Annotated in this window: 14 protein-coding genes and 2 tRNA genes; 7 read left to right on the forward strand and 9 right to left on the reverse strand. The window is 68.4% G+C overall.

Translation table 11 applies throughout. The features are described 5' to 3' along the window. Positions 1–24: 24 nt before the first annotated feature. Positions 25–927, reverse strand: coding sequence for a phage holin family protein (locus AC1MFL_RS03295; protein ID WP_479813445.1), 903 nt, complete (start codon positions 925–927; stop codon positions 25–27). Between the two features lie 183 nt (positions 928–1,110). Here AC1MFL_RS03295 and AC1MFL_RS03300 point away from each other — a divergent pair, with 183 nt between their 5' ends. Beyond that, positions 1,111–2,334: a multidrug effflux MFS transporter gene (locus AC1MFL_RS03300; RefSeq protein ID WP_479813446.1), complete on the forward strand. Its 1,224-nt coding sequence runs from the start codon at positions 1,111–1,113 to the stop codon at positions 2,332–2,334. A gap of 171 nt (positions 2,335–2,505) precedes the next feature. Next, the gene (locus AC1MFL_RS03305; RefSeq protein WP_479813447.1) at positions 2,506–2,913 is read left to right on the forward strand and encodes a hypothetical protein; all 408 of its coding nucleotides are present in this window, start codon (positions 2,506–2,508) and stop codon (positions 2,911–2,913) included. 91 nt (positions 2,914–3,004) lie between these two features. Here AC1MFL_RS03305 and AC1MFL_RS03310 read toward each other — a convergent pair. From AC1MFL_RS03310 to AC1MFL_RS03335, 6 genes are all read right to left on the reverse strand, one after another. Next, a tRNA-Asn gene (locus AC1MFL_RS03310) sits at positions 3,005–3,077 on the reverse strand. Positions 3,078–3,212: 135 nt separating this feature from the next. Then, positions 3,213–3,285, reverse strand: a tRNA-Asn gene (locus AC1MFL_RS03315). A 63-nt stretch (positions 3,286–3,348) separates the two neighbouring features. After that, entirely contained in the window at positions 3,349–5,316 is a 1,968-nt protein-coding gene (dnaG, locus tag AC1MFL_RS03320) for a DNA primase (RefSeq protein ID WP_479813448.1), read from the reverse strand. Positions 5,317–5,389: 73 nt separating this feature from the next. Continuing rightward, positions 5,390–6,679 carry a deoxyguanosinetriphosphate triphosphohydrolase gene (locus AC1MFL_RS03325; protein ID WP_479813449.1) on the reverse strand — a complete coding sequence of 430 codons (1,290 nt, stop codon included), beginning with the start codon at positions 6,677–6,679 and terminating at the stop codon, positions 5,390–5,392. Further along, a complete protein-coding gene (gene dusB / locus AC1MFL_RS03330; protein WP_479813450.1) occupies positions 6,672–7,850 on the reverse strand; it encodes a tRNA dihydrouridine synthase DusB in 1,179 nt (392 codons plus the stop codon). The genes AC1MFL_RS03325 and dusB overlap by 8 nt, the downstream gene beginning before the upstream one ends. 64 nt (positions 7,851–7,914) lie before the next feature. Then, positions 7,915–9,387: a YibE/F family protein gene (locus AC1MFL_RS03335; RefSeq protein ID WP_479813451.1), complete on the reverse strand. Its 1,473-nt coding sequence runs from the start codon at positions 9,385–9,387 to the stop codon at positions 7,915–7,917. Positions 9,388–9,808: 421 nt separating this feature from the next. On the opposite strand from AC1MFL_RS03335, the gene AC1MFL_RS03340 reads away from it, so the two are divergent. The 5 genes from AC1MFL_RS03340 (at position 9,809) to AC1MFL_RS03360 (ending at position 14,269) form a co-directional block, all read left to right on the forward strand. After that, on the forward strand, positions 9,809–10,567 hold the full coding sequence (locus tag AC1MFL_RS03340) for an alpha/beta hydrolase (RefSeq protein WP_479813452.1): 759 nt from the start codon (positions 9,809–9,811) through the stop codon (positions 10,565–10,567). After that, positions 10,567–11,412: a DUF1295 domain-containing protein gene (locus tag AC1MFL_RS03345; protein WP_479813453.1), complete on the forward strand. Its 846-nt coding sequence runs from the start codon at positions 10,567–10,569 to the stop codon at positions 11,410–11,412. Before AC1MFL_RS03340 ends, AC1MFL_RS03345 begins: the two co-directional genes overlap by 1 nt. Before the next feature lies 1 nt (position 11,413). Continuing rightward, entirely contained in the window at positions 11,414–12,244 is an 831-nt protein-coding gene (locus AC1MFL_RS03350) for a lysophospholipid acyltransferase family protein (protein WP_479813454.1), read from the forward strand. A gap of 73 nt (positions 12,245–12,317) precedes the next feature. Continuing rightward, positions 12,318–13,766 (forward strand): short-chain fatty acid transporter, encoded by a 1,449-nt coding sequence (locus tag AC1MFL_RS03355; protein WP_479813455.1) that lies wholly within the window; start codon positions 12,318–12,320, stop codon positions 13,764–13,766. A 116-nt stretch (positions 13,767–13,882) separates the two neighbouring features. Next, complete coding sequence (locus AC1MFL_RS03360) at positions 13,883–14,269, forward strand: hypothetical protein (protein ID WP_479813456.1); 387 nt, start codon at positions 13,883–13,885, stop codon at positions 14,267–14,269. 213 nt (positions 14,270–14,482) lie between these two features. Here the strand turns inward: AC1MFL_RS03360 and AC1MFL_RS03365 are convergent, their stop codons facing one another. Next, positions 14,483–15,484: a GNAT family N-acetyltransferase gene (locus tag AC1MFL_RS03365; RefSeq protein ID WP_479813457.1), complete on the reverse strand. Its 1,002-nt coding sequence runs from the start codon at positions 15,482–15,484 to the stop codon at positions 14,483–14,485. Between the two features lie 2 nt (positions 15,485–15,486). Continuing rightward, positions 15,487–16,872 (reverse strand): glycine--tRNA ligase, encoded by a 1,386-nt coding sequence (locus AC1MFL_RS03370; protein WP_479813458.1) that lies wholly within the window; start codon positions 16,870–16,872, stop codon positions 15,487–15,489. Positions 16,873–16,963: the final 91 nt, after the last annotated feature.

A 16,963-nucleotide genomic window follows, 5' to 3' on the forward strand; every position in this document is an offset into this window, starting at 1 on the left:
GGGCGTCGCAGTTCAGCGGGCTGCCTAGCCCTGGAGCAGTTTGCGCAGCAGGAACACGAGGGCTGCAGCTGAGGCGGTCAGGGCGACGAGCGGTTTCCACCGCTGGCCCAGTTGGCCCGCCGCGCCTGCGCCGGCGCTGTCCGCAGCGGCGCCCGGGGACTTTGCGGGCCGTTTCGATGTGCGCTCTGCGGCCGCGGACCGGAAACCGGCGACCTTTCCGCTGAGCTGTTCCTTGCCGGCGTGCAGCTTGAGCTGGGCCGCTGCCAGCAGGGCCTGCGCCTGGGTCTTGACGCCGAGTTCCTCGTTGAGTTCATCGCGAACCCCGGTGAGGTGGGCGCGGCGCTGGTCCAGCCGGCGTCGAAGTTCCGCCTCGCTGGGCGGCGGACCGAAGTCGGGCTCGGCGGCCATTTTGGCTTCCTTTTCGGCTTTGGCCTTGGCTGCGGCCTCTGCTTTGGCGGCCTTGGCGGCCTTGTACTGCTCGGAGTCAGGGTCCAGCACGGCAGGATCGAAAGCCGAGCCCTCCTTGGCGATGCCGAGGTCGTACTTGAGGCCGCGGATGGTGTCTTCCGGAACCAGCGGCATGGCCTTCTTGAACTTGCCGACGCCCACCAGCCCGACGATCGCAGCGATCAGCAGGAACACCCCGCAGACCAGCAGGGCCGCGAGCCAGGCGGGCATGATCGTGGCGAGGCCCATGATGGCTGCAACGATGAGACCGATGACCAGGAAGGAAACGAAGACAAGTGCGACGGCGAGAAAGGCTGCGGCAACGCCGACCTGAATGCCCTTGCGCTTGATCTCGACCTTGGCGAGGGCAATCTCGTCGTTGAGCTGCCGCGGGGCGAGTTTGGAGATCAGTTTCAAGGTTCTGGGCAGCGCGGAAATGCGCAGCCCTCCGCCTGTGCCGCCGCTGTGACGTCCGCTCATCGGTCCCGCCTAACTGGTTACGTCTGTGATCCGCGTGCGCGGGATTGCCGGTCTGCGCAGCTTCACGCACACCCCGGTGTCAAAACTACCATTCAGGCTCCGTGCCGGGGCGCGGCGGCGGGCTGTGGCGCGCCCCCTGCCGCACACCCGGAAGCCTTGTAGTGAGCCCTAGGATTGGGCACTGTGACTACACCCACCAATCCCGGCGATTCCCTGACCCGTCGCCGCAGGCTCCTCTACATTCTGATGTTGGGCGCGCTGACCGCCCTGGGACCGTTCACCGTGGACCTGTACCTTCCGGCCTTCCCGGCGCTGGAAGAAAGCCTGGGCGTCTCGGAGGCGGCCGTTCAGCTGACGCTGACCGGCACCACGATCGGCTTTGCCTTGGGCCAGCTGGTGGTGGGCCCGCTCAGTGACAAGTTCGGCCGGCGGCTGCCGCTGATCCTGGCAACGGCGGTGCACATCATGGCCTCCCTGGGCGCGGCCCTGTCGACCGACATCTCGACACTGGGCTTCTTCCGTGTGCTGATGGGAATCGGCGCGGCGGGAGGCGGTGTGGTGGCCATGGCCATGGTGCGGGACCTGTTCAGCGGCTTCGCCATGGTGCGGATGTTCTCCCGGATGGCCCTGGTGAACGGCCTGGCGCCGATCCTCGCCCCGGTCATCGGTTCGCAGCTGCTGCTGTTCATGGCGTGGCCGGGGATCTTCTTTTTCCTGGCCGGCTACGGGATGTGTGTCCTCATCGCCGCAGTGTTCGTGGTGCGCGAGACGCTCCCCCGCGAACTTCGTGGGAAAACCGGCATGACTGCCCGCCAGCGCTATGGTGTCCTGTTCGCGGACCGGATCTTCGTTGGCCTGCTGCTGGTAGGCGGGATGAACTTCGGCGGGCTGTTCACCTACCTTTCCGCGTCGCCGTTCCTGTTCCAGAATGTCTACGGCTTCAGCCCGCAGCAGTACGGACTCCTCTTCGGCGTGAATTCCCTGGGCATTGTCGCCGGGGTGCAGACCAGCTCGCGGCTCATCCGGAGGGTCCCGCCGCAGTGGATCCTGGCCTGCTCCACGGCGTGGATGTTCCTCATGGCCGTGCTGATCGTGATTTTCGACCAGCTGGGCTTCGGGCTGTGGGGCGTGATGGTCCCGCTGTGGTTCTACATCCTCGGCGCCGGCTTCACGTTCCCCTGCGTCCAGGTGCTGGCTCTGGCCAAGCACGGCGCACAGGCCGGCACCGCCGCCTCGCTGCTCGGTGCCGCCACGTTCCTGATGGCCGGCCTCATCTCCCCGGTCGTGGGCTGGTTGGGAGTCACGTCCGCCACCCCGATGGGCGCAGTCCAGGCCGCGTGTATTTTCCTGGCTGCCGCCGCCCTCTGGCTGGTCGTCAGGCCGCGGACGGTCCCGGCAATCCAGTAGCCCGATTCCCCCCGGAGGACATGTCCAGTCTTCGGGGCCAGGAGTGGGCATATGGGCACCATGTCCACCCGCCAACCCGAACGCGGGGCATGTCCCCCTCACCCGGGGCGCGGGCGCGCAACTGGCCTCCGGCCCTGTTCCCGTCCGACACCGGGCGATAAAGTTAGAGATGTGCCCGACTGGCAGGACCACCCCCTCAGACCGGCCACATGGCAGCGGTATGACACCGGAATCCTGCCACTGTGGTGGGATCGCCTGTGCAGCCAGACCAGCCAGCAGTCGGCGGCGCTATTCGCGGCCGGGCTGTTCACCGAGGACCGCCGGCGCCCGATCGCGCAGTGGTACAACCCGGCCTACGACTCGGCGCTCCTGGTCGCCCCGGAGACCTCGCCCGAGTGGCCCGTGCAGCGCTTCGGCATCTTCTACGCCCCGCCCGGCGGCGGATTCACCCAGGTCCACTCCGCCCCGCACGAGTGGCACCCCCGCGAACCCCGGAAGTCCCCCACCGAGAGTGAAGCCTTCCAGGCGGCGGTGGCGGAGGCCGAGCGGTTCCTGCAGGTGGAGATGTACTTCGTCTGACCAGGCTTCGTCTGGGCAGGGAAAGAGACGCCGTAAGAGGGCACAAAAAAGGTCCCGCAGCCGGTTTATCACCGCCTGCGGGACCTGTCCGCTCCTCCTGCTGGACTTGAACCAGCAACCCTTCGATTAACAGTCGAATGCTCTGCCAATTGAGCTAAGGAGGAATGAAGCAGGTATGACATTAGCAAAGGTTTTCCCGCTTAGGAAATCGGCCCGTCCCCTCCCCCGCGAAACACGTCCATACCCCCTCCGGGTATAAAAAAGTCCCCGTCCCGGTGACCCGGAACGGGGACTGCGCGCTCCTCCTGCTGGACTTGAACCAGCAACCCTTCGATTAACAGTCGAATGCTCTGCCAATTGAGCTAAGGAGGAATGAAGCGGATACAAGCCTAGCAAACACCCGGCCGGGAAGTGAAATTGAGCCCCGCGCGGCCGTCAGGCCTCGGAGCGCAGGGACCGTCTCTGCATTTCCAGCTGCATCAGCTCGCGGTTCAGCCGCTGGAACTCTTCGGGGTCCGCGGAAGCGTCCAGGCGCTGCAGCTGCCCCATCTTTTCGGCTTTGACCCGGGTGATCTGCAGCTCGAACAGCCGCGCGAGAATGTCCCGGCAGTAGCGCAGGACGCCGTCGGCGGTGCTGGCCGGCAGCGGCACCACGGCCAGCTCGGACACGAGCGGGCGCAGCGGCTCGGGAACCTCCTGCAGCAGCTGTTCCACCCAGCGCACCGGGTCGCCCGCGGACGCCAGCCCGGTGGCCCGGATGGCCTGGTGGATGGCCAGGTACGCCGGCGTCGACAGCCTCGCCTCGGAGAAACGCTGCCAGGTCTCACCTTCCAGCATCGCCGGCTGCTGCAGGGCAACCTCAAGCGCCTGCCGTTCCATCGCGGCCACGGGGTCGCGCGGGTCGGGCCGGTTGAACGCCGGCAGGCCGGCCGACGGCGGCAAAGGTGCAACCCCCGGGGCGGATCCCCCGCCGGTCACGGAAACGTACCCCGAGCCCTGGCCGCGGCCCGCGGTGCTGCCCTGCGCCTGGTAGTGGCCGTTGCCCGAGCCGCCCACCTGCGGCTGGGCCGCACGCTTGGCGGCCGCGCCCACGGCGCGGCTGACTTCCTCGACCGGCATGCCCAGCCAGCCGGACAGTTCCCGCGCGTAGGCGGGACGGATGCCTGCGTCGCGGATCTGGGCGACCACCGGCGCGGATTCCCGCAGGGCGGCGACCCTGCCCTCCACCGTGTCCAGGTTGTGCCGTTTCAGCGCGGCACGGATGGCGAATTCAAACAGCGGCCGCCGGGTGTTGATCAGGTCCCGCACGGCGGCGTCGCCCTTGGACTGGCGCAGCTCGCAGGGGTCGGCCCCGTTGGGCTCCACGGCAACATAGGTCTGCGCGACGAAGCGCTGGTCCTCCTCGAAGGCCCGCAGTGCCGCCTTCTGGCCGGCGGCGTCGCCGTCGAAGGTGAAGATGACTTCGCCGCCGCCGCCGCTGCCGTCGTCGGAGAGCAGGCGGCGGGCAATCTTGATGTGCTCGGTGCCGAACGCCGTCCCGCAGGTGGCGACCGCCGTCGTGATCCCGGCAAGGTGGCAGGCCATCACGTCGGTGTAGCCCTCGACGACGACGATCTGGCGGTCCTTGGCGATGTTGCGCTTGGCGAGGTCGATGCCGTACAGGACCTGTGACTTCTTGTACAGCGCGGTCTCGGGGGTGTTCAGGTACTTGGGGCCCTGGTCGTCCTCGTAGAGCTTGCGGGCACCAAAACCGATGGTGTCCCCCGCGATGTCGCGGATCGGCCAGATCAGCCGGCCGCGGAAGCGGTCGTAGATTCCCCGGCCGCCTTCGGAGAACATCCCCGTGAGCTTGAGTTCGGGATCGGTGAAGCCCCTCCCCCGAAGGTGCTTGAGCAGCGAGTCCCAGCCCTGCGGGGCGTAGCCGACGCCGAACTGGTCGGCTGCCGCGCGGTCGAAACCGCGCTCGTGCAGGAAGTTGCGCCCTTCGGTGGCTCCCGGGGTCAGCAGCTGGGCGCGGAAGTATTCGTCCGCGACCTTGTGGGCGTCGAGCAGGCGCTGCCGCCGGCCGACCTCCTCGCGGTTCGGGCCGGAGCCGCCGTCCTCGTACCGTAGCTCGAAGCCGATCCGGGCGGCCAGTTTTTCCACAGCCTCATGGAACGAGGTGTGGTCCAGCTTCTGCACGAAGGAGATGACGTCGCCGTCCTCGCCGCAGCCGAAGCAGTGGTACCGGCCCACCTGGGGGCGGACGGTGAATGAGGGCGACCGCTCGTCATGGAAGGGGCACAGGCCTTTGTAGGAGCCCAGGCCAGCGACCTTCAGCGTCACGTAGCCGTCGACGACTTCTTTGATGTCCGTGCGCTGGCGTACTTCGTCGATATCTTCGCGTTTGATCAGGCCGGCCACAGTGCCATCCTAGTACCGGCCCCCGACCGGAACAGCGCAAAGCAGGACAGTGCGGGCAACGTCACCAGAGACGTCACCACAGCGACGGCAGGCTGCCGACGTGCCGCTCGTAAGCGGCCAGCGCGGAGCCGTCGGTCAGCGACGCGACCTGGTCGATCACAACACGCAGCCGCCCGGCGTCGTCCGCCGCGTCGCGCCAGTCGGCGGCGAACATCGGCTCCAGGTGGCGGTCCCCGGTGGCACTCAGGGCCGTGACGAGGGCGTGCAGGACCTCTCGCTGGCGTTCGTAGATGGGCTGCCGGTGCTCGGTGGTCATCACGAAGGTGGTGGCCAGGCCCTTCATCACGGCGATTTCCATCACGGTCTCGTCCGGGACGATCAGCTCCGCGTTGTAGCGGGTCAGGTTCTCCGGACCGTAAACCTCCCGGGTGGACGCCAGCGCACTCTGGCAGAACCGGCCGATCAGCTGGCTGGTCATGTCCTTCAGCGCTGCCATCGATTTGCGGCTTCCGTCGGCCTCGCGGACCCACACGCTTGTGGCCTCGAGCCGGGCGAGGGCTGCATCAATCGCGGCGGGGTCGTTGTGCGGCAGGTACCACTGTTTGGCGTAGCCGACCACGCGGGCACGGTGGTCCGGGTTGTCCATCCAGCGCAGCTGGAAGTGCCCGGCGACAATCGCGTCCTCGACGTCGTGCACGGAGTAGGAGATGTCGTCGGCGAGGTCCATAACCTGCGCTTCGAGGCAGGAGCGGCGCTCCGGCGCTTCCTCGCGGATCCAGTCGAAGATGGGCAGGTCATCCTCGTAGGCGCCGAACTTGCTGGTCCGCTCGCCGTGGATGATGGGGGCGTTCTCGGCCGACCACGGGTACTTCGCGGCGGCGTCGAGGCTGGCGCGGGTGAGGTTGAGCCCGGCAGGGCGCCCGTCGGCGGCAAGGACCTTGGGCTCGAGCCGGGTCAGCAGGCGCAGGGTTTGGGCGTTGCCTTCGAAGCCGCCGATCGCGTGGGCAACCTCGTTGAGGGCCGATTCGCCGTTGTGGCCGAACGGCGGGTGGCCGAGGTCATGGCTGAGGCAGGCGGTGTCAACGACGTCGGGGTCGCAGCCCAGGGCACGGCCCAGTTCGCGGCCCACCTGGGCGACCTCGAGGCTGTGGGTGAGGCGGGTCCGGACGAAGTCGTCGGTGTCCGGCGCCACGACCTGGGTTTTGGCCCCGAGCCGGCGCAGGGCCGAGGAGTGCAGCACCCGGGCGCGGTCGCGTTCAAAGTCGGACCGGTACGTGGACTTGGGCGGCTCCTCAACCCAGCGGGCGGTGTCGCGGGCCACGTAGCCGTCCAGCACCGGGGCGGTGGTCCTGGTTTCAGCCACCGGACACGTCCAGTTCAGCGTGGCTGATCTCACGCGACTGCTCGGCGTCCATGTTGCGGTCCAGCAGCCAGTCCTTGGGCAGGGCGGGCTTCTTCGGAGAGCCCGCACGGCCGCGGGGGCCTTCGGCGTCGACCCCGGGGTACGGGGAATTCAGGTCCAGCTGGTCCAGGGTCCCGCGGAGCACCTCGAGGCTCGTCACCATCGCCAGTTTGGTCCGCAGTTCGCTTCCGACCACATAGCCCTTGAAGTACCAGGCCATGTGCTTGCGGATTTCACGCAGGGCCTTGCCCTCGTCGCCGAAGGTTTCGACCATCAGTTCGGCGTGGCGGTAAACGCTCTCGGCGACCATCCGCAGGTCCGGCTTGTGCCGGACCTCGCTGCCTTCGAAGGCCGCCATGAGGTCCCCGAACAGCCATGGGCGTCCCTGGCAGCCGCGGCCGACCACCACACCGTCCACTCCGGTCTCGCGGACCATGCGGATGGCGTCTTCGGCGGACCAGATGTCGCCGTTGCCGAGGACCGGGATGTCCGGCAGGGCTTCGCGCAGCCGGGCGATCGCGGACCAGTCGGCCTGGCCGGAGTAGAACTGTGCTGCGGTGCGGCCGTGGAGCGCGACGGCGGCGACCCCGGAATCGCGGGCGATCCGGCCGGCGTCGAGGTAGGTGAGGTGGTCCTCGTCAATGCCCTTGCGCATCTTGATGGTCAGCGGGACGTTGCCCTTGGAGGCTTCCTTGACCGCGGTCCGAACGATCGAGGTGAACAGGTCGATCTTCCAGGGCAGGGCGGATCCGCCGCCGCGCCGCGTCACCTTGGGCACGGGGCAGCCGAAGTTGAGGTCGATGTGGTCCGCGCGGTCTTCCTCCACGAGCATCCGGACGGCCTGGCCCACAGTGACCGGGTCCACGCCGTAGAGCTGGACGGACCGGACCTTTTCGTCGTCGTCATGCGAAATGATGCGCAGCGATTCCGGCGTCCGCTCCACAAGGGCGCGGGACGTGACCATCTCCGCGACGTACAGGCCACCACCGTATTCACGGCAGAGCCTGCGGAACGCGGAGTTGGTAATGCCCGCCATCGGAGCCAGGATCACGGGGGTGTCCACCGTGAGGGGCCCGAGCTTCAGGGGCGGGAGTTCCAGCTTGGGGGCGGGAGGGGTAGCTACAACAGTCACCTGTCCATTGTCTCAAAGCCGGGCAAATCGGCCCGATCCGCGCCTGCTATGTGGAAACCCGCGGTCAGTCCCGTGCGGCGGCGCGCCGCCCTCGGCGCCCGGCCGGCGCCTCTTCGAAGGCACTGGAAGGGTCGACGGCGTCGGGGTCCAGCCGCTCGGCGTCATCCGCGGCAAGGCCGACGGCGGGGCTGCCGGCCGCGGGAACGCTGACGGCGGGGCTGCCGGCCGCGGGAACGCTGACGGCGCCGCCCCCGGTGGCCAGGACCGGGGCGGTCCTGACGCCCGGCGCCTTCATTCCCGTTGCTTTGACCACAAGTACCGCGATCAGCGTGGTAACCGGGATCGCCAGTACCAGCCCGATGGAGCCTACGAGGGTGCGGATCACTTCCTCGGAGAGCTCGGCGCTGGTGAGGGCGTCACCGAGGGGCCGTTCATAGAGCATCACCAGGATCAGCACCGGCAGCGCGGCACCGGCGTAGGCGAACGCGATGGTGTACACGGTGGAGGCGATGTGGTCCCGGCCGATCCGCATCGCGGAGGTGAACAGCTGGCGCGCGGACGTTTCCGGGGCCAGCTCCCAGAGTTCCCACACTGCCGAGGACTGCGTGATGGTGACGTCGTTCAGGACGCCCAGCCCGGAGATAATCAGGCCGCACAGGATGATGCCGGAGATGGAGATGTTGTCCGAGATGTTTGCCAGGGCTGCGGAATCGTGGCTGCCGACGCCGGCGAGGTTGGCGGCGTCGGTGGCCCAGGCTGCCAGCAACGAGGTAATCGCGAGCCCGAACATGGTGCCGAGCAGCGCCGTCGAGGTCCGGGCGGAAAAACCGTGGGCGAAGTACAGTACGCCGATCATGATCACCGTTGACCCGACCATTGCCAGCAGCAGCGGGGGCTTTCCCTCCACCAGCCCCGGCAGCATAAAGGACACAAGCACCCCGTAGGCGCCGACGAGTCCGATCAGCGCGCGCAACCCGCGCCAGCGCGCCACGGCGATCACAACAACGGCATACAGCAAGGCCAGGAAGATGATCGGCAGGGTCCGGACGAAGTCCACGAAGACGTAGGCGGGGGCGCCCTGGCCGGCGGCGCCCTGGGCCTTGGAGAGGTTGAGGTAGCGGATGTTGTCGCCGGCCTTCACCCCGTGGGATTTGGCGACGTCGGGGTTGATGACCACCTTGACGGGGTTGCCGCCCTTGTCCGGGTCCGTGAAGGCAAAGGTGCACTCCGATCCCTGTTGCGGCGCGGCGTCCGCTCCGGCCTGTCCCTGCGGGAGGGCATCCATGCAGCTGCCGGTGACAACGCGCTGGATCTTCCCGGTGTCGAACGTGACTCCCGGCGCGGCCGCGTAGGGGCTCGCCAGCGTGATCCCTTCCTTGCTGCCCGAGGGCCACAGCATCGCCATCGCCACGAGGGTCAGCAGCGTCAGCGGGATCAGGATGGCGGCCAGGATGAGGTTGGCTTTCTTCCGCGCGGCGAGCGCCTGGGGTGTCGGCTCCCCGTGTCCTTGCGGGGTGTGTGAATGTCCGGCGCCCATCAGCAGTTCAACCTCATGCCGAAGACTTTACGGCGTTTCACGGCGCCGTCCTGACGCGGGGGCTGCCCGGCCCGCCGCTGGCCCCGCCGCTGGCCCGGGCGCTGGCCCGGGCGTCCGACGCCGGTGTCCGCCAGCCGGCGTGGCGCCCGGAGGTTTACCTGCACAGGCCTACTCCTCCGCTCATACCCCGTCAAGAGGTCGCAGCCGGCACGCGCCGCGCACACGCCCCGCGTGTCCCGGCGGAGAGCAACCGCCCGCGCCCAATCTTCCGGGGCCGCAGCTTCGAATGTTCCATGGGGACGTCCCCGCGGCGGGAAGTCCCGCCCGGCTGCAGATCAGTGACTTCGGCGGAACTGCCGCTTGAACTGCGGGCACAGCGCCCTATGGTTGGAATTGACGGACGAATTGTGGAGGATACGGCGTGGCCATACGGAAGATAGACGACCGCGAACCTGAGTCGGCGGGCCCGGGCGCGGCTGCCAAGGCCGTGCTGAGCATTGCCGGGGCCAGCGGCGAAACCCGGGGAGTCGCCCTGGTTCTGCACGGCGGGCGGTCCAACAGCTACGAATCCGTCCGCGGCCGGCACCTGAGTCCCGCGCGGATGCTGCCTTTCGCCCACGTCCTCCGCAGCGGAGGCGGATCCGAAGGGCTGGCTGTCTGGACGCTCCGGAACCGCTACCGGGGGTGGAACGGACAGGACATGTCCCCGGTTCAGGACGCCCGCTGGGCACTCTCGCACATCAGCCGCGAACATCCGGGAGTCCCCGTCTATCTCCTCGGCCACTCGATGGGCGGCCTGACCGCCCTCTGCGTCGCGGACCACCCGCAGGTGGAGGCCGTCGTTGCCCTTGCGCCCTGGCTGGATGCAAAAACCCCGGTGGAGCCCGTGGCGGGACGGCGGATCCTGATTGTCCATGGCACCGCGGACCGCTGGACCAGCCCCGCGAACTCGCTGGCCTTCGCCCGACGGGCTGACGGCGTCGCGGAGTCCGTGGAGTACGTCGCCCTCACGGGAGCCGGGCACTTCATGTTCCGCCGGGTGCGCCTGTGGAACTCACTGGCCACCCGATTCATCCTCGATGCCTTCGCCACCAGCGCGGGGCGCGAACTCCGGGGCAGTTCGGACTCCTTCCGCAGCCTCCTTCCTGCCTCCGGCGCCAGCCTCCCGGTGGTGCTCTGATGCCGTACTTCCCGATCGGCGCCTTCCTGGCCAGCCTCCCGTGGGTGGCGGTGGGCCTCGTCTTGCTGCTGGCCCTGACCTTTGCCATTGCCGTCCGCCAGAACCGCCATTCGGTCATCGACACCGTCTGGGGCCTCGGGTTCGTAGTCGTGGCCGCCATCTCCTGGCTGCTCTCCGACGGACACGGCGACGACGGCCGCCGGCTGCTGCTGCTGGCGCTCGTCGCGGTCTGGGGCACCCGGCTGGCCCTCCACATCGGCGTCCGTGCCCGCGGCGGCCACGAGGATCCACGGTACGTGGACATGCTCTCTTCCGCCCCCGGGTCCCGCAACATCTACGCACTGCGCAAGGTCTACCTCCCCCAGGGCGTGATCCTGTTCTTGGTCTCGCTCACCATCCAGGTGGGGATGTTCAGCACCGGAAGCCTCGGCTGGCTGGCCTGGTTGGGCGTGCTGCTCTGGATCGTCGGCTTCGTCTTCGAGACGGTCGGCGACTGGCAGCTGGGGCAGTTCAAGGCGGATCCTGCCAGGCGCGGCACCGTGCTCAACACCGGACTCTGGCGCTACACCCGGCACCCGAACTACTTCGGCGACGCGGCCGTCTGGACCGGGTTCTTCCTTGTCGCCGCTGATTCCTGGCCCGGGGTGCTGACCGTCCTCTCCCCCGCCCTGATGATCTGGCTGCTCGCCGGCAAGTCGGGCAAGCCGCTCACGGAAAAAGCGATGTCCGCCCGCCCCGGGTATAAGGAATATGTGGAATCCACCTCGGGTTTCCTGCCCCTGCCGCCCCGCCGGCCGAGTGGCAGCCGGCACCAGCCGGACGGACCACAGCCGGGCGGACGCTGACATGGCCTGGCGGCCCCAGCCCAGCGACCGCTTCTACCGCGTCATTGTCCGCACCGGGCTGGCGCTGCGCCGGCTGTTCCGGATCCGGGTCATTGTCACCGGGCAGGAGCACCTGCCGGCGCCGGAGCCCGGCAGCGCCGCCCCGCAGCGGTCATCCCGCGGCGTGGCCACGGGCCGCGGCGCCGTCGTCGCGATCACGCACTTCGGGTACCTCGACTTCGCTTTCGTCGAACTGCTGCTGTGGCGGCACAGCAGGGCCCAGATGCGTTTCCTGGTCACCCAGGGGGCGGCCGACCACTGGTTTGCCGGGCCCGCCGTCAGCGCCGCCGGGCATGTCGTGGTGGGGTACGGGGCCGGCTCCCACGCCTACGATGCCGCCGCGCGGAAACTCCGTGAGGGCGAGTACATCGCGATCCTGCCGGAGGCCGGCGTCAGCCGCAGCTTCCGGGTGCGCGAATGCAAAACCGGTGCGGTGCGGATGGCCGCCGAGGCCGGCGTGCCCATCATCCCCGTCTCCATCTGGGGCTCCCACCGGGTGATGACCCGCCGCCACGGGTTCTCCCCGGCCCGCGCCTGGCGCGCACCGGTCCGCATCCACGTCGGCGAACCGGTGATCGTCGGCCCGTCCCAGGACGTCCAGCGGGCCACCGAAGCGCTGCGCGCAACGCTCCAGGCCGGCATCGATGCCTGCATCGCCGACTTCCCCCTGCAGCCGGCCCCGGGTGCGTGGTGGATGCCGGCGGACCTCGGCGGCGGCGCACCCACCGAGGAGGAGAGGCAGCGCCTGGACGCTGCCGAAGGTCCGCGGCGCGCAGGCGCCCGGCGCCGATAAGCCCGGTTACCGCGATCGTCTTGACTAAGCTCCATCGGGTACAAAATCGCACTCAATGGAGAGGCACTCCCCTGTGGCAAACACAGTCCTGACGAAAAGTGGAATCGGCGAAGAACGCGGTCTCGCCCGCATAGCCCAACGGATGGCGGCGTGGACCGAAAAATGGTTCCCGGACGCCTACATCTTCGCCCTGGCCGGCGTCATCATCATCGCTGCGGCCGCCCTGGCCATCGGCGCCTCGCCCCAGTCGATCGCCGATTCCTTCGGCAACGGGTTCTGGGACCTGACCGCCTTCACCCTGCAGATGGCCATGGTGGTGCTGACCGGCTACGTTGTGGCGACCTCCCCGCCCGTGGCCAGGCTGATCAACCGGCTGGCCCTCATCCCGGCGACCGCACGCACGGCCGTGAGCTTCGTGGCGCTGATGTCCATGTCGGTGTCCTTCCTCAACTGGGGCCTCAGCCTCATCTTCGGCGGCCTGCTGGCCCGCGCCATCGCCCGCCGCAAGGACCTGACCGTCGACTACCGCGCGCTGGGCGCCGCCGCTTTCATGGGCCTCGGGGCCGTCTGGGCGCTCGGCCTGTCCTCCTCGGCAGCTCAGCTGCAGGCCACCGCGGCCTCGCTCCCGCCGGCTCTGCTGAAGATCACCGGCATCCTGGACTTCGGCACCACGATCTTCACCTGGCAGTCCCTGCTCACGCTTGCCATTCTGGTCGCGCTCACCACGGTCATTGCGCACTTCTCGGCCCCGACCGGCGGTGCGCTCCGCACCGCGGAGGATCTCGGCGTCGACCTTGACGATGAACCCAGCGAGCCGGCGCCGCGCTCCCGCCCGGGCGAATGGCTCGAGTACAGCATGATCCTGCCGGTCCTGGCCGGCGTCCTGACGCTCGGCTGGCTCGTCTCGCAGTTCCTGACCAAGCCCTTCCTGACCGTGGTGAGCAGCCTGAACGGCTACCTGCTGGTCTTCCTGATCCTGGGCCTGGTGCTGCACGGCACCCCGCGGAACTTCCTCCAGGCCGTCACCAAGGCCGTCCCGGCGACCGCCGGCATCCTGGTCCAGTTCCCGCTCTACGCCGCGATGGCTGCGATCCTGACCAAGGCCACCGGCCATGGCGGCATGACCATCTCGGCCCACTTGGCCGAATTCTTCTCGGCGATCGGCGGCGGTGGCGGGTTCGCCGTCGTGATCGCGCTGTACACGGCCCTGCTGGGCCTGCTGGTCCCCTCCGGCGGCGGAAAATGGCTGGTCGAGGCGCCCTACGTGATGCAGTCCGCCACGGATGTCCAGATGAACCTCGGCTGGACCGTGCAGATCTACAACATCGCCGAGGCCCTGCCGAACCTCGTGAACCCGTTCTTTATGCTGCCGCTGCTCGCGGTGCTGAAGCTGCGGGCCCGGGACCTGGTCGGCTTCACCTTCCTGCAGTTCGTCTTCCACCTCCCGGTGGTGCTGCTGCTCGTCTGGCTCCTCGGGATGACGTTCAACTTCGTGCCGCCGGTGATGCCGCCCGGCCGGTAACCGAGCGCGACGGCGCACGGCTGACCGTACGACTTCATCTCCCGCCCCTTGACAATGTGTAGCGGTTACTGGAAAAGGAAAGCACCGTCCCGACCCGCCTCCGAGGTGATTCTCCGATGTCCGCCACGTTGTCATCCAGAGCTCCTGCCGTCCTGCGGGACTACTACCGCATCCTCGAAGGAGGTTCCGGGGCATACCAGGACGGCGCCCAGCTGCGGGGGCTTCTCTCGCCCCACCTCGACTTCACCGGCCCTCTGGCCGGACACCGGCCTGACTCCACGGAAGGTTTCCTTCACGGGGTGGCCGGCTTCATTGCGACGGTCCAGAACATAGACGTTGCGCGCGACGTGCACGACGAAACCGGATCGGCAGTGCTGTACGAGGCCGCGATGCCGGGCGGGAAGATGACCTTCGCGGAGTTCTTCACCTTCACCGAGGGCCGCATCAGAACCCTTCAGCTGCACTACAACGGCCAGGAGTACATCGACAAGGGCGGTCGCTGAGTGCCACGCGACGGGCGGGCGCGGTGGCAAGAACTCCACCCCGCATACCAAAAGCTGGCCGCAAATCTCACTGAGCTGATCAGCCGGGTGCAACCCCAAGGGGATACTTCGGCTACGTCGGCCGGCGCCCGAGCAGTGGTCGCGACCTGACACGGCGCTAAACGCAGCTGACCCGCAGTAGTTTTCACTACTGCGGGTCAGCTGCGTCTGGGCCTAGGCCGGGTCGGAAACGACCAGAGTCTCGGCGCCCTGGAGTCGCGCCTTGCCGCTCTCCAGCAAGGGCTCGACGACGGCGCGCAGCGCCTCCATCGAGTCGTCCAGTTCCAGCACCACGGGGTGCTGGAACGCAATCAGCGCCAGCAGGTCCCGGACGGCGGCCCGGGCCTCGTCGGCCGGGAGTTTGGGCTCGTGGCCCAGGAACACGTCGGTGGGGTGGCCGGATTTGGCCGCGCCCTCCCCCGCCGCGTTGTCGGGGGCGAGCTCGGCGTAGCTGATCGCGAAGGCCTGGAGCTGGCCCTTTTTGCTGGCCGGCACCCCCGGGCCGAACGCGCTCGCCCTGGGCGCCCGCAGCACAATGGCGCCGTGGGCTCCGCTGAGCTCGTCCAGGAACAGGCGCTGGACCGTGCCGATGCTGAGCTCACCGGGGTTGTCCCAGCCGTGCACAGCCGTGTAGTACCGGCCCACCACATCGCTGAGCTCCACCGAGCCGGTCGCAAGGTCCTCGACCTGTTCGGCGGCGGCAGCCTCCGAACCGTCACCGAAGACCGGCAGCCGGAGGGCCCCCGGCTCGACGACGACGAGCCGGGAACGCTGGATCGGGGCCAGGCCCGCCGCCTCGGCGAAGGCCGCACCGGGGGTGCCCGGCTCCACCTTGGTCCGGAGCGGGGAGACGCCCGACGGCGACTGTGCGGCTTCGTGCCGCAGCATGGTCAGCAGCGTGGAGCCGACGCCGGCGCGGCGGTGGAGCCGGTCGACCTCGATGTAGGCCCAAAGGCGTTCGGGGTGCAGCGAGGCCTCGTGGACCACACCGGCCGCGACCGGGATGGCCACGCCGTCGACGACATCCTCGGCCACGATGCAGCGGCGCCATGGCGCGCTGCCCGAGGGTGCGAGGGTGCCACGGAACTGCCTGGCCTGCTCGGTTTCGGGGCCGCCCCAGATTTCCAGCAGGGCGAGGTCGTCGCCGTCGCGCCATTCACGGTAAGAGATCGCCACGATCAGGCGCCGATCAGCCGTGCGGCCAGGTAGCCCTCCACCTTGTCCAGGGAGACGCGCTCCTGGCTCATGGTGTCGCGTTCGCGGATCGTGACGGCCTGGTCGTCCAGGGTTTCGAAGTCCACGGTGATGCAGAACGGCGTGCCGATCTCATCCTGGCGGCGGTAACGGCGGCCGATCGCGCCGGCGTCGTCGAACTCGATGTTCCAGCTCTTGCGTAGCTGGGCGGCGAGGTCCTTGGCCTTCGGGGACAGGTCCTCGTTGCGGCTCAGCGGGAGCACGGCTGCCTTGACCGGGGCCAGGCGCGGATCCAGCTTGAGCACGGTGCGGATGTCGACGCCGCCCTTGGCGTTAGGCGCCTCGTCCTCGGTGTACGCGTCGATCATGAACGCCATGAAGGACCGGGTCAGGCCGGCCGCCGGCTCAATCACGTACGGGGTGTAACGCTCGTTGGTGGCCTGGTTGAAGTAGCTCAGGTCCTGGCCGGAGGCCTTGGAGTGCGTGGTCAGGTCGAAGTCGGTGCGGTTGGCGATGCCCTCAAGCTCGCCCCACTCGGAGCCGTGGAAGCCGAAGCGGTACTCGATGTCCGTGGTGCCCTTGGAGTAGTGGCTGAGCTTCTCCAGCGGGTGTTCGAAGAAACGCAGGTTGTCCTCCCGGATGCCGAGGCCGGTGTACCAGGACATGCGCTCCTTCATCCAGTACTGGTGCCACTGCTCGTCGGTGCCGGGTTCGACGAAGAATTCCATTTCCATCTGCTCGAACTCGCGGGTGCGGAAAATGAAGTTGCCCGGGGTGATCTCGTTGCGGAAGGACTTGCCGATCTGGCCGATGCCGAACGGGGGCTTCTTGCGGGAGGTGGTGAGGACATTGCTGAAGTTGACGAAGATGCCCTGGGCCGTTTCCGGTCGGAGGTACTGCAGGCCCTCCTCGCTGGCCACCGGGCCGAGGTACGTCTTGAGCAGGCCGGAGAACTCCTGGGGTTCGGTCCATTCGCCGCGGGTGCCGCAGTTGGCGCAGGCGATGTCCTTGAGGCCGTTCTCGGCGGGACGGCCCTTCTTCTCCTCGTACTCTTCCTCGAGGTGGTCGGCGCGGTAGCGCTTGTGGCAGGACAGGCACTCGACCAGCGGGTCGGAGAACACGTCGACGTGTCCGGAGGCTTCCCAGACCTGGCGGGGCAGGATCACGGAGGAGTCGAGGCCGACGACGTCTTCGCGGCCGCGGACCACGGACTGCCACCACTGGCGCTTGATGTTTTCCTTGAGCTCGGCGCCCAGGGGCCCGTAGTCCCAGGCGGAACGAGAGCCGCCATAGATTTCACCGGCCTGGAATACGAAACCCCGGCGCTTGGCGAGGGAAATGATCTGGTCGAGGACGGATTTTGCTGCCATGGGAACTCCACTTTCTACAGGGCCGCTGGGTGCGGTCCGCGGTCTGAGCCCCGGGACCCCGGCTGGTTGCCGGACGGGGCACTGCTGAAAC

It is taken from the genome of Arthrobacter sp. BG3 (assembly GCF_056680185.1).

Coding starts and splice junctions, on each gene's coding strand:
- AC1MFL_RS03295 (WP_479813445.1), bottom strand. CDS start 927: ATGAGCGGACGTCACAGCGGCGGCACAGGCGGAGGGCTGCGCATTTCC.
- AC1MFL_RS03335 (WP_479813451.1), bottom strand. CDS start 9,387: ATGGGCGCCGGACATTCACACACCCCGCAAGGACACGGGGAGCCGACA.
- AC1MFL_RS03345 (WP_479813453.1), top strand. CDS start 10,567: ATGCCGTACTTCCCGATCGGCGCCTTCCTGGCCAGCCTCCCGTGGGTG.
- AC1MFL_RS03350 (WP_479813454.1), top strand. CDS start 11,414: ATGGCCTGGCGGCCCCAGCCCAGCGACCGCTTCTACCGCGTCATTGTC.
- AC1MFL_RS03360 (WP_479813456.1), top strand. CDS start 13,883: ATGTCCGCCACGTTGTCATCCAGAGCTCCTGCCGTCCTGCGGGACTAC.
- AC1MFL_RS03370 (WP_479813458.1), bottom strand. CDS start 16,872: ATGGCAGCAAAATCCGTCCTCGACCAGATCATTTCCCTCGCCAAGCGC.